Annotated in this window: 13 protein-coding genes and 1 pseudogene; 9 read left to right on the top strand and 5 right to left on the bottom strand. The window is 58.7% G+C overall.

The genetic code is table 11. The features are described 5' to 3' along the window. Positions 1–132: 132 nt before the first annotated feature. From VDQ28_RS20250 to VDQ28_RS20260, 3 genes are read left to right on the top strand one after another with little or no spacing between them, the layout of a single operon-like run. On the top strand, positions 133–621 hold the full coding sequence (locus tag VDQ28_RS20250; protein WP_323037658.1) for an SH3 domain-containing protein: 489 nt from the start codon (positions 133–135) through the stop codon (positions 619–621). A gap of 31 nt (positions 622–652) precedes the next feature. Further along, complete coding sequence (locus VDQ28_RS20255) at positions 653–2,617, top strand: PAS-domain containing protein (RefSeq protein ID WP_323037659.1); 1,965 nt, start codon at positions 653–655, stop codon at positions 2,615–2,617. Positions 2,618–2,626: 9 nt separating this feature from the next. After that, entirely contained in the window at positions 2,627–3,331 is a 705-nt protein-coding gene (locus VDQ28_RS20260) for a response regulator transcription factor (RefSeq protein WP_323037660.1), read from the top strand. A 10-nt stretch (positions 3,332–3,341) separates the two neighbouring features. Here VDQ28_RS20260 and fliP read toward each other — a convergent pair whose 3' ends face one another. From fliP to fliF, 5 genes and pseudogenes are all read right to left on the bottom strand, one after another. Further along, positions 3,342–4,076: a flagellar type III secretion system pore protein FliP gene (fliP, locus tag VDQ28_RS20265; protein WP_323037661.1), complete on the bottom strand. Its 735-nt coding sequence runs from the start codon at positions 4,074–4,076 to the stop codon at positions 3,342–3,344. Next, positions 4,073–4,331: pseudogene (locus VDQ28_RS20270) on the bottom strand (FliM/FliN family flagellar motor switch protein). The gene fliP and the pseudogene VDQ28_RS20270 overlap by 4 nt, the downstream one beginning before the upstream one ends. Before the next feature lie 28 nt (positions 4,332–4,359). After that, positions 4,360–4,956: a flagellar biosynthesis protein gene (locus VDQ28_RS20275; RefSeq protein ID WP_323037662.1), complete on the bottom strand. Its 597-nt coding sequence runs from the start codon at positions 4,954–4,956 to the stop codon at positions 4,360–4,362. After that, on the bottom strand, positions 4,956–5,126 hold the full coding sequence (locus VDQ28_RS20280; RefSeq protein WP_323037663.1) for a hypothetical protein: 171 nt from the start codon (positions 5,124–5,126) through the stop codon (positions 4,956–4,958). The genes VDQ28_RS20275 and VDQ28_RS20280 overlap by 1 nt, the downstream gene beginning before the upstream one ends. Before the next feature lie 76 nt (positions 5,127–5,202). Further along, positions 5,203–6,531: a flagellar basal-body MS-ring/collar protein FliF gene (fliF, locus tag VDQ28_RS20285; protein WP_323038167.1), complete on the bottom strand. Its 1,329-nt coding sequence runs from the start codon at positions 6,529–6,531 to the stop codon at positions 5,203–5,205. Positions 6,532–6,668: 137 nt separating this feature from the next. Here fliF and VDQ28_RS20290 point away from each other — a divergent pair, with 137 nt between their 5' ends. The 6 genes from VDQ28_RS20290 to VDQ28_RS20315 all read left to right on the top strand — a co-directional run bounded on the left by VDQ28_RS20290 (position 6,669) and on the right by VDQ28_RS20315 (position 12,724). Next, on the top strand, positions 6,669–7,208 hold the full coding sequence (locus VDQ28_RS20290; RefSeq protein ID WP_323037664.1) for a flagellar basal body-associated FliL family protein: 540 nt from the start codon (positions 6,669–6,671) through the stop codon (positions 7,206–7,208). Positions 7,209–7,216: 8 nt separating this feature from the next. After that, entirely contained in the window at positions 7,217–7,648 is a 432-nt protein-coding gene (locus tag VDQ28_RS20295; RefSeq protein ID WP_323037665.1) for a DUF6468 domain-containing protein, read from the top strand. Continuing rightward, on the top strand, positions 7,648–8,289 hold the full coding sequence (locus VDQ28_RS20300) for a MotE family protein (RefSeq protein WP_323037666.1): 642 nt from the start codon (positions 7,648–7,650) through the stop codon (positions 8,287–8,289). Before VDQ28_RS20295 ends, VDQ28_RS20300 begins: the two co-directional genes overlap by 1 nt. A 54-nt stretch (positions 8,290–8,343) precedes the next feature. After that, positions 8,344–9,213 (top strand): flagellar motor stator protein MotA, encoded by an 870-nt coding sequence (motA, locus tag VDQ28_RS20305; RefSeq protein ID WP_323037667.1) that lies wholly within the window; start codon positions 8,344–8,346, stop codon positions 9,211–9,213. After that, entirely contained in the window at positions 9,210–11,639 is a 2,430-nt protein-coding gene (locus VDQ28_RS20310; RefSeq protein ID WP_323037668.1) for a hypothetical protein, read from the top strand. The genes motA and VDQ28_RS20310 overlap by 4 nt, the downstream gene beginning before the upstream one ends. Before the next feature lie 497 nt (positions 11,640–12,136). After that, positions 12,137–12,724, top strand: a complete 588-nt coding sequence (locus VDQ28_RS20315) for a hypothetical protein (protein ID WP_323037669.1) — start codon at positions 12,137–12,139, stop codon at positions 12,722–12,724. Positions 12,725–12,783: the final 59 nt, after the last annotated feature.

The raw sequence follows: 12,783 nt of genomic DNA on the forward strand, positions 1-12,783 counted from the left end.
TGAAGCATACGCAAACGAGGCACAAGCACCCGCGGCACTTCGGCACGAAAGAAAATTACCGAAACGCCGCGAAACACGAAAAGACCCGTTTGGCGGGCAGGGCAAATCAAGATGCGAAACACGGTTCTCGCGATGGCGATATCGCTTGCGATCGCAAGCCTCCAGCCCGTCAGCGCGCAAACATCGACACCGGAGGTTGGGTCAGGCTCCGGCCTGCCCTTGCCGCGCTTTGTCTCCCTGAAAACCTCCGAGGCGCGTGCCCGGCGCGGCCCCAGCCTGACGCATCGCGTGGATTGGTTGTACACAAGGCGCGATCTGCCGCTGCAAGTCACGGGCGAATTCGAGCATTGGCGCCGTGTCGAGGATTCCGAAGGGCAAGGCGGCTGGATCCACGAAACCCTTTTGTCAGGCGTCCGCACGGTGGTGGTGATCCGCGACATGACGCCGATGCGATCAAGCCCGCAGCCCACGGCGCATGAGGTCGCGCTGCTGGAAAACGGCGTCATCGCACATATCATGGAATGCGCGCCCGAGTGGTGCAAACTCAGCATCGGCGGCGAACGCGGCTGGGTGAACCGCGAATCACTTTGGGGACTGTTTCCTGACGAGGTGCTGGACTAGTCTGTCGGACCAGCGGTAAGTTCGCACCACCATGAACGCTGACTCCATCGGAAAACTCACCCGCGCTGGCCTCAACCTGATCCAGCAAGCTTTGTCGATTTTCGACAGCGACCTCAATTTGGCGGTCTGCAACCAGCGGTATCAGGAGATGTTCGACCTGCCAGACGCGTTGGTCACGCCCGGTGCGTCCTTTGCCCAGACCATCCGCTTTTTGGTTGAACGCGGCGAATACGGCACACAGGCGGATCAAGACGAAGCGGTTCGTATACGGGTCGAGACCGCGCGCGACTTCAAACCGCATTACATGGAACGCCAACGTGCCAATGGCCGCTGGATCTCGGTCGAGGGCGCACCCCTCACCGAAGGCGGCTGGGTCAGCGTGTACACCGACATCACCGAGATCAAACTCCAGGAACAACTGCTGCGCGCACGATCCGAGGAGCTTTCAGATCAGGTCTTGACCCATGCCGAAAGGCTGGCAAAAGCCAACCGGGAATTGGCGGCAACGAATGCGGCGCTATTGGAAACCAAGCGCGAATTGATCGAGATCGAAGCGCGCACGCGGCTGGTCACGGAAATGATGCCCGCGCATATCGCCCATATCGACCGCGACCTGATTTATACCTATTCCAACCGCCGTCTTTCGACCTTGATGCCCGGCCTGTCCAGCAATGTGTTGGGCCAGCATGCCTCCTTGGCGTTGGGGCCCGCCACGTTTTCCCGCATTCTTCCATCAATGCAAAAGGCCTTGGCTGGTGAACCTGCCATCTGCGAAATCACCCACGAAGACAGCGGGCGCCGCATCCGGGTCGCGCTGACCCCGGATCCCGGTGTGCCGGCCCCGGACGGAACGACGATCGGCGGTGGCATGTATGTGCTGTCAACCGATATCACCGAGGAAACGCAGGCCCGAGCCGCACTGATGCAAACCCGAAAGCGCGAGTTGGCGGCACAGCTTACGTCGGGCCTCGCGCATGATTTCGCCAACCTCCTGACGATCATCCTGGGGCTTCAAGGCAAATTGGCCAGCATTCCCGACCTCGGCGACAAGCCTGCCGAACTGGTCCGGGCCACGCTGGGTGCCGCACGGCGTGGTGGGACGTTGCTGCAGCGCATCGGCGAGATTTCCGGCACGCGCGCCTTACGCCCCGAACCCACCGACCTCGAACAATTGTTGGATGACTTGCAGATGATGGCGACCCCGTCACTGCCCAAGGGAACCCGTCTCAGCATTACGCTCGAGCCCGGATTGGGCCGCATTCTGCTGGATCAGGGTGCCGTCCAAGACAGCCTTTTGAATCTCATCCTGAACGCGCGCGATTCCCTTGGGACAGGCGGCGGCACGATTGCTTTGACCGCGCGCCGCGTGCGCGACACATGGCTTGAGCTCGCTGTTGAAGATGATGGCCCCGGCTTTTCCGAGGAAGCCCTGAAACGCGCCATGGACCCGTTCTTCACCACCAAGGGCAATCAAGGCTCTGGATTGGGGTTGGCGATGGTCTTTGATCAGGCATCGTTGTCGGGAGGGACGGTGCGCGCGACCAACCGTCCCGAAGGCGGCGCAAGAGTTACCGTGCGCCTTCCCTTGCGGCCCGTGCCGCCCAAGACGCCCGACGAGAGCAAGCTGGTTCTGCTGGTCGAGGACAACCCCGAAATCCGCACCTATGTCCGCGAAACCCTTGTCGCGCTTGGCCATCAGGTCATCGAAGCCGAAACCGCCGATGATGCCGAATCCTTGGCTCATATTCCCGAAATCAAGGTCGTTCTGTCAGATTTCCAGCTTTTGGGCGCACGCACGGGATTGGACCTCTTGCACAGCGTGCGCGCACAGCGTCCGCAGCTTTCGGTCGGGTTGATGACGTCGCTGCCCGCCGCAGACCCGTTGCTTCAAACGGGCGGGCCCCAGTTTCCCATTCTGGCCAAACCTTTCAGTCCGTCAGAATTGCAGGCCTTCATCCACACATGCACTCTTGCGTTGCCTCGTGCGGCGCACTAGGCAAACGCTATGTCGCAACCCCACGTCGCCATCCTTGATGACGAAGCTGAAATCCGGCGCATCCTCGCCGATGCCCTGACCGAAGCTGGGTTTCGGACGTCGACATATTCGCGTGCAACCGAATTTGAAGCAGCGCTCAAGCGCACGGCTCCTGATGTCTGTCTGGTCGATCTGGGCTTGCCTGACCGCGACGGCTTGGCGTTGGTGCATCGGCTGGCCTTGGAGTCCGGGGCGACAATCATCATCATTTCGGGTCGCGCGAACATCAACGATCGGGTGACGGGGCTGGAACTGGGCGCCGACGATTATATCATCAAACCCTTTGAGCCCGCCGAAGTGGTCGCCCGAATTCGCGCGCGCCTGCGAAAGACACGCCGCGCCCCGGAAAGTGCAGGGTCGCTGGCGCAATTCAACGGGTGGCAGGCGCATTTTGATCGGTATCTGTTGATCGGTGATGACGGCAACGAAGTGCCCTTCAGCCATGCCGAAGGCGAAGTGCTTCGCATGTTTCTCGAGGCCCCCAAGCGTTTGATTTCGCGGACACAAATGCAAGAGAGCCTGGGCGGTGCAGCGGGTGAAAGTTTCGATCGCGCGATGGATGTCCGCATCTCGCGCCTTCGCGCAAAACTTGGAGAAGATCCGAAGAACCCGCGCCTGATCAAGACAATCTATGGCGCAGGCTATATTTTCTTGGGCGAAGTCACCTGGGCTTGACCGGAGCTCGCTACAAATATCCGCGTACCAGCGCGTTCGCGATCAAGGTCCACCCATCCGCCACCACAAAAAACGCCAATTTGAACGGTAGCGACACAATCGCTGGCGGGACCATCATCATGCCCATCGACATCAGGACCGCGGCGACCACCAGGTCAATGATCAAGAAGGGCAAAAACACGACAAACCCCACCTCGAACGCGCGCGAGAGTTCCGACAACAGAAATGACGGCACCATTACCGAGAGCGGGCCGTCAGCCGCGAAGACTGGCGGCTCCGGGCGAAGATCTGCCAGCCCAGCCCAGGTATCCGGATCGATACGCACCATCATGAACGCACGAAAAGGTTCCACGGCCCGTATCAACGCCTCTTCGATGCCGATTTCGCCGGCCTCCAACGGTGAGATGCCGGCGTTCCACGCGGCGGTGAAAACCGGCTCCATGACAAAATACGTCAGGAACATCGCAAGGGTCGTCAGCAACATGCCGGGTGGTGATTGTTGAAGGCCGATTGCCTGACGCAAGATTGCCAACACAGTCACAACAAACGGAAAGCAGGTGACCATCATCAGCAGTCCGGGCACAAGGCTGAGCACCGTGATCAGCACAAGCAATTGCACCGATCGGACGGCCAGGCCGTCTCCATCCCCCAGCGACACGGTCAATTCCTGGGCGGACAGGCTCATCGGCAACATCACGGCGACAAGCCCGAGAAGAACGGCGAGCGGAATGGCGCGGTTTGTCATAATCCGTTCGACAAATCAGCCACTTCTGTCAGACGAACCGCCATCTGCCCGGCTTGATCGCCCTCCAGTTCCTCAAGTATTCCCCGCGCTATGAGCCGGTCGCCGACATAGAGTTCGACAGGGTCTTCGATGCGCCTGTCCAGCGGGAGAACGCTGTCACGTTGCAAGCGCAACAGATCGCGAACGAGCTGGCCGCGCGCGGCCAACGGCAACGATGATTTCGATGGGGACCTGCGTGAAGGCGCCTTTGGACATCGTGGATTCTGGGGTCGGGGCAAGAGTATCAGGCACGGAGGTTCTCCTCGAATTGAATTTGATAGAAGCGGTTGACAGCCCGTTGGATGGTGTCGGCAGCATGCGTCAGATCGATCCGCGCCTCGCTGGAATCGAAGGAGAATTCCGCCTGCCCCTCCGCAAGCGTGTCGGTTTCGACCATTTCAAGGGGCGGCAAGACCAAGCCCTCGAATGCCGCTTGATAGGCGGCAAGGCTGCCATTGGCGACGCGCAACGTAATGGGTACGTCAGCTGCGGCATGTACCATCGGCAAGAGCTGCTCGATGGTCAGCGGAACAATCGACGCACGCGCCGCAACAGGGATGACAGTCTCGAAAATCGCGGCGAACAGTGGCTCGATCGCGCGCAGAACATGCGCTCTCGCTTCGTGATAGGAGAAACTCAGTTGCTCGACTTGTCGCGCGATGGCGGCCTTTTGCGTCGAGTCGTCGGCGTCGGATTGCTTGCCACCATCATCCCAGCCCGCGACATAACCCCGTTCATAGGCATTCAGCCAAATCTCTTCGATCTGCTCTGGCAAGAGGAACACAGGGCTGTCCGGCGTCTCTTGCGTTTCAAACACTTCCAAACGTAAAGGCTGCGCCATTATCGTGGCTCCTCGGGTTCTTCCATCCAATTTCGCAAAATCTCCAGCGTCTCATCCTGCCGCTCGGCGATGAGTTGCCGCATTCTTTCCACAGGATTGGTATCGGATGAGTCGTCGGACACCGAGCGCGGCGAGTTGGAACCGGTATCGTCGTCGATTTCACCTGTCAAAACCGGCCCCGAAACGCCGGGAAAACCCTCGCGAGCCGGTCCCGGCAGAAACTCCGGGCCCGAATCTTGAGTGTTTTTACTTAGAATCGGGCCGCAGGACGAACAGCGCCAGGATCAGAATGACCGCGGCCAAAGCCGCCAAACGAATCAACCCCATCACGTCCAGGCCAAGCCGCTCGATCAACCCCAGACCCGCAGCGGATCCCTCCGACAAGGCCAACTGCTCGAACGGTAGGGATCGCAGGGTTATGACGTCGCCGCGTGCTTCATCATAACCGACAGTCGACGCCACAAGCTCGCGCAGCGCCTCCAACTCCTCGGCAGGTCGAGGCGCCCACTGGGAGACCCCATTCGCATCAATTGTGCTTACGCCATCTATAAGGACGGCGACCGACAAACGGCGAATCGCACCGGGACCACGTTCGATTTCGCGGCTCGTTTGGCTGACCTGCCACGACGTATTTTCGCGCGACGTCACTTCTCGGGTTTCCGAGCGACCAGTTCCGTCCGCAGCGTCGCCATCCGGCAAATTGGACGCAACAGATACGCCGCCACCACGCGAATCGGTTGACGTGGCGTTTCGCTCTTCGGTTTCCAAACTGACAGCCGTGCGCGATGACGGATCCACGAGCCGCTCGATTATGGTTTCGCGGTCTGTCACCGTCTCAACATTCACTTCGACAACAGCACCTCCCACTCCGACGCGGGCCTCGAGCATGCGCTCAACATTGCGGCGCAACGTGTCCGCACGGTCTCCGCTTTGGTTGTTCGCGTTCGTATCATCCCGGATCACAAGGCCGCCGTTCGCATCGATGACCGCGACATTCTCAGCACTGAGATCCGCCACCGCCGACGCAACCAGAAACCGCAGGGCTTGGGCCTGCACAGGACTCAGCGCAGCGCCGGCCGGCGTCACGGTAACCGATGCAGAGGCCTGCTGGTCGCGGCGAAATGGCTGGCTTCCGCTCTGCGCAATATGGACCCGCGCAAACCGAATATGGGGGCTTGCCGTGATGGTCCGCGCGAGCTCCCCCTCTTTCGCGCGCCAATACGCGGCGTCGAACATTTGCGCCGTCGTTCCGAAACCAGTGAGACCGTCCAGCAATTCATACCCGCTGGAGGTGCTCGCAGGCAGTCCTTGCGCCGCCAGCGCCATCCGCGTTTCATCCCGCAGTGTGGATTCAACGTAAATTGCATCACCGCGCACCTCGTACCGCTGTCCACGCTGATCCAGAGTCGCAACGACGTCGCCTGCGGAAGAGCCGTCCAACCCGGCGTAAAGAAGTGACATTCCGGGCGTTGTCGCGATTCGCGTCAGTACTATGACTGCCAGAAACACACCGACCGTCGCAGCCACGACTATGATTTTACGGCGCAATTCCAGCGCGTTCCAGACTGAGAGCATCTGTTCCAAAGCTAATCCCCTTCGTGGACTTTCTGTCCCGATGACGCAGTATTTGCCGATCAAAATTAATAATCGGTTAGTCACCCTGTGCGAAAACGATGGCGACACGGAAGAAACGGAACGAAGTGGATCACGTCATGAGCGCAGCAGCAGAAACGGAACAACCCGCCGAGAAATCGTCGAAAAAGGGTCTGATTGTAGGGGTGATTCTCGCTGTTGCTGGTGGGGGTGGCGGGTTTTTCGTCACTTATTCCGGGCTTGCGTCGTCACTCCTGGGCGGCGGAGATCAGCACAGCACGGCCGCGACCGAATCAACCGCAGGAACATCCGCAGATACCGGACACGGATCGACAACCGCGCCACCGTCGACGTCGGGCAATACCGCTTTTGTTCCGCTCGAACCAATTACCATCAGCCTGGGACCACGCGGACAATCACGCCACTTGCGGTTCTCCGCACAGCTCGAGGTGGCGAACAATCACAGCGCCGAAGTTCAACGATTGATGCCGAGGATTACCGATGTGCTGAACATCTATCTGCGCGCACTCGATCCACACGAGCTGGAAGAGCCTGCCGCACTCCTGCGTCTACGAGCACAAATGCTGCGGCGGGTGCAGATTGTCACGGGGCCCGGGTTCGTGAACGACCTTTTGGTCATGGAATTTGTCTTAAACTGAGGTGAATCATGGATTTTCTGTCCGACTTGGTCTTAGCGGCAGCAGCCATTGGCGCAGCGGCATATTGTTTCATCCTCTCGCGACGCCTTTCGGCGCTGTCATCCCTTGAGGGCGGCATGGGAAGCGCCATTGCGGTTCTATCGGGTCAGGTCGACGATCTGAAACGTCTGATAAAGGCGGCGCAAAATTCGACCGGGCAGGCGGGATCACAGCTGTCGGAACAAACCAAACGCGCTGAAAACGTGGCGAAACGTCTGGAATTGATGATGGCGTCGATGCATGATTTGCCGCCGGCTTCAGCCCAACCTGCATCGCGACCGCCCAGCCGTTGGCCGTCAGAGACCAGTAGCCACCCATCCTTTGACGACGACAACAGTCCGCAATCACAACCGACGCGCGCAAGAGTCCTGCGCCGTCGCCGTGAGCCAGGAGAGATCTGATGCCAGCCGCCAATCCAGCAAAACGCAAACCGCGCGCGCGCGTGCTTCCGGTTTTGGCAATACTCTTTGCGTTCGGCGCATCCTTGCGGGTGGTCTCTGGGCTCGATGCGGCGTTTGCTCAGGATCCGGAACCGGTCATGCGCAATTCAACTCCCGACGCAATACAATCAACAGAACCGGCGACTGTACCATTGTCGGCACACGCCAATTCGCCGCAATCGGGCGCTGATCTTGATACTTCGGCAGAAATCCTGGTTGATCTTCATCGACGCGAAGTTGCACTCCGTGATCGAGAAAGCGATTTGAATGAGCGTGAAGTTCTGATCGCCGCGGCGCAAGACCGGTTGCAGGCGCAAATCGACGCGTTGCAAAATGCCGAACAAGAGCTCGCAGCGACAATGGCGCTGGCGGACAGCGCTGCAGAAGAAGACATCAATAGATTGGTTAGCGTCTACCAAGCGATGGGCTCTGAACAGGCCGCAGCAGTTTTTTCTGAAATGGCTCCTGAGTTCGCCGCGGGATTCCTTGGCCGACTGACACCCGAAGCAGCGGCCGCCATTCTTGCCGGCCTGGAGCCGCGCCAAGCCTATGGCCTCAGTGCGATCCTTGCAGGACGAAATGCACTTGTTCCGCGCAACTAAGACCGATCATCAGACCTCAAGCCTCGCAATTCCACATTCCAACCGGAGAATAATATGATTGGCATTATCGGCATAGTCGTGGTCTTCGTCATGGTTTTTGGCGGATATGTCGCTGCTGGCGGGAAATTCGGCATCATTCTCCACTCGCTCCCGTTCGAGCTTACCATGATTGGCGGGGCCGCCGTTGGGGCATTTCTGATCGCCAACGATGGTGCCGCTGTAAAGCAAACCTTGCGAGACATCGGCAAGGTCTTCAAGGGACCGACGTGGAAGCCGACCGACTATCGCGATCTTTTATGCTTGCTTTTTGAATTGATTCGTTTGGCACGTCAAAATCCTGTTGCTCTTGAGGAACATATCGAAGCGCCCGAGAGCTCTGAAATCTTTAGTCGGTACCCCAGGATTCAGCATGACCATGAGGCCGTAGAACTCATCTGCGACACTCTGAGATCAATGACCTTGAGCTACGATGACCCAAACCAGGTTGAGGAAGTGCTCGACAAGCGCATGGAAGCAAGCCTTAGCCATGCATTGCACTCCAGTCACGCCATGCAGACCGTGGCAGACGGATTGCCCGCGCTTGGAATTGTTGCGGCTGTTTTGGGCGTGATCAAGACCATGGCGGCGATCGATCAACCGCCCGAGGTCCTTGGCGCCCTCATTGGCGGTGCCTTGGTCGGTACGTTCTTGGGGGTGTTCTTGGCATATGGTTTTGTCGGCCCGTTCGCGTCGAAGATGCAATCCGTTGTCGAAGACGATGCGCATTTTTATCAACTTATCCGCGAAGTTCTGATCGCCAATCTCCACAACCATCCTGCCAATATGTGCATCGAGGTTGGCCGCCAGAACGCGCCACATCATGTCCGGCCAGGATACACCGACCTCGAAGAAGCGATGCGTGCCTTAAAAAGAGAGGCGGCATGATGCCGCGCTACCTGACATTTTTAACCGTCGCGCTCCTGGCAGGCGGCTTTGGCTTCGGTGCTTTTTCGCAGACCTATCCTGTCACTGCAGGAGAGCACGCAGACTTTACGCGGGTCGTTATCCAGGCACCGCCCGGGACGCGTTGGTCGCTTGACTCCGAAACACCACAACATCAACTCACAATCTCACCGGAAACCGCACGGTTCGATCTGTCGCGCCTTTTCGAGCGCATACCTAGAACTCGGCTTGTCGCGGCACAAACCCAACCTGGGCTATTGAATCTGACGATTGGTTGCGACTGTGAAACGCTCGCATGGGAGGAACGCCCCGGGTTGATCGTGATAGATCTGCGTGACAAGGATGCTGACGATCCGGCCATGTTGCCAGTGCCTGCAGCAGGACCGTCAATCGCCTCAACGCCGCAGCAGACCGCGCACGCCGCCGGCTTGGCATTGGCGGACGCGCATACTCGCGCGCAGAACAATACGACCACAGCACAGACAATCGCACCCCAGGCATCTCAAACAGACTTAACCCGCAGTCTTGGCATGCCCATCGCACAAGCGCTAAGCCAAGGACTTCTTGAGCCGGCAGTGACGACATCTGCCGCTTCGCTTCCATCACTTCTGATGAATGATTCTGGCCTTCCTATCAATTTGCCGGAAAACATGCAGGTGGCGACTGTGATTGATCGACAAAATCCAGAGGCGCCGCCAACAGAAGCCACCCCAGAGGTCTGCCAAGCCACGCGCGCTTTGGGCTTTCTATTGTCCACGTCCATGGAACCTTTCGATGTCGAATTTGGACGCCTCACGCGCGCGCTTTATGGTGAATTTGATCAGCCCAATCCAGAGGCGCGCCGTGACCTGATTGAACTCTATCTTCAGTCAGGCTTCGGTGCCGAAGCAAGGGCGCTGATTGAGAATGAATCCGGGACGTTTCCCGGTCGTGATCTCCTTCTTGGAATAAGTGACGTCTTGGAACACCGAAGCTCAAATTCAAGAATGCGTTTGGGACAATTCATAACCTGTGACGGGCCGGCATCGCTCTTGGCGGCCCTAGCCGGCGCTCAATTGCCGGACATAGCGCGACAATCCGCTGAAATCGCACTTGTTTTTACGGAGTTCCCAGCAACCCTGCGCACCATTCTAGGGGCTGACTTGGCGACAATTCTCATTGACGCCGATGCCGTTGACGCCGCTCGGGTTGTCGCCGGCAGCACACTTCGGTCGCCGTGGACAGACGCGCGCGCGCTCGATCTGGTGGATGCCTTGCTTGACCGCGCCCGTGGAAACACGCCCGATGCAGTTGCCAGGCTCCAACATGCACAAGGGGTAGATCCCGCCTCTGTGCAGGCGCGTCTGTCGCTGGCATTGGAAGAGGGCGACTTGGTGGACGGGGATGCATTGGCTGACGCAGAGGCATTGGCCAGTACTGAGCGAAGCAATGCAATCGGCACCGACCTCATGGCATCGGTGATACGTCTGTATACCCGGGCGCAGGCCTATTCCAATGCATTTTCGACGCTGGATCGCTTGCAGGCTTGGGGGCCAGAGCATGGCGAAACTGCACGCGAACGCAGCGTATTACGCAATGAGCTTTGGCTGTCTGTCGCAGAAAACGCCGATGAACTCACCATGATGCGCAGTATTCTCGGCCGTGACGATTGGGAAGGCGCGTCGCTGGACCTTGAAACGCGGCAAGTTCTGGCGCGAAGACTTCTGGACCTCGGTTTGGGGGGACCTGTTCTCGAGCTTCTGCACGGTACAAGCGACGACGTGTCGGCTGATTTGCTGGGTCGCGCATTTGTAACGCAAGACCAGCCAGAGCGCGCAATCGAGGCAATCGACGGTCTGTCAACACCAGAGGCGCAACGGACCCGGGCAGAAGCGCTCTCGGCGATGGGCCTGAACGCGTCGGCCGCCCAGCAATTCGAGGCGATTGATGCAAACCGAGAGGCGCGCCGTGCTGCGATCCTGGCGCAAGATTGGAACCAGTTTCAGCGTCTCTCCGATCCCGAGAGAGACGCGGCGGCGGATGACATTGATCTCGTAGGTCACGTCATGGGGCAAACGCCCGGCTTTCAGGAACTGGCAATACAAACACAAGCTGCGTTTGGCTCGACCACGGCACCAATCCCTGTAACTACCCAAGTGACCGCAACACCTAGGCCAGACCCATCCGGCACCACGCCCGCCAATGCATCACAACTCACGCCTCGCGAAACCCCTGCCATGGAAACCGCGATACCTGCGACGCCGGCCATCGATGAAGTACGTCAGAATGAACCCGCACCAGCACAAGTGATCGCCGACTTCGATCGACTGGGGCTGATAACACGCAGCGCAACCCTGTTGGATGAAAGCGCGCGGCTTCGCGATGTTTTGACGCCCTTGCTTGGCACAATTTCCGACGCTGCACCGTGACCATACGCAAGTCGGTGGTATGCCGGGGTCGTCAGTTTTCCCCCCCTCATTCTGAATCACGCTCGAGGCGCAACAGCTGCCCTATGGGCAATCGCGCAGCGCGTGCACCCTCTTGCAAATTGGTTCGGCGCTATGTTCATGGCCACAAAGAATGCGGCGCTTCACACCGCTCCGCGAGGGCTCACACAAATCCCGACGGTCCGCACATACCGTTCTGGTCACATTGATGGATAAAGCCGTGGATGGGGTGCGTTGATATGGCATTGGCAATCTGCTTGCGATCTTCGACAAATCGGCTGAATATACAATTCTGTCATTAAAACCGCACCGCAATCAACTCCTGGATCGTGAAGGAACACCCTGTGAGCATGGAATGTGACCCGGAGTCCGGGGCTTGCCTTTTGCCAGGCGCGCAGAGTTCACGCACCGAAGCGGCTACTGACAATTTGACGCAAGTCTATTACGTCGGGGATCCAATGTGCTCGTGGTGCTGGGGCATGTCGCCAGCCATAGAGGCTTTGGCCGTACATTGTGCCGAACAGGGGATGGGCTTTGGCCTTGTGATGGGCGGGTTGCGGGCCGGTGGTGGCGATCCCTGGAACGCGGCATTTCGTGGATTTCTCAGGCAGGAATGGACGCATATCGCAGCGCAAACCGGCCAGCCCTTTGGCTTTCACCTTTTGGAACGTTCGACATTCTCGTATGACACTGAGCCTGCATGCCGTGCCGTGGTGACGGCGCGCGCGCTTTTCGGCGAGGGACAGGAGGCCAGCCTTCGTGAACTGGCGTTTTTCTCGGCGGTGCAACACAAATTCTATGTCGAGGGTAAAGATCCCAAGGACGTGGCCTTTTATCACGACATCTGCACGCTCACCGGCATAGATCCGGGGCTGTTTCCAACACATTTTTCCAGCCCGGAGTCAGTCGCCGCGACACAGCAAGACTTCCGGCTTGCCCGGCAATTGGGTGTACGGGGTTTCCCGTCGATCTTGCTGCAAACCGCGACCGACTTGCACGAGATTTCCGTAGGCTATGCATCTTTTGTAACTTTGCGGGAACGCCTGTCCAAATACGGGGCCATCTGACCGTCCCGTCCTGTCAAACCCGCCGGAGAACCACTGTGTTCGCGTAATTCGGCGGGCCT

The organism is Pararhodobacter sp. (genome assembly GCF_034676545.1).
Taxonomy (GTDB): domain Bacteria; phylum Pseudomonadota; class Alphaproteobacteria; order Rhodobacterales; family Rhodobacteraceae; genus Pararhodobacter.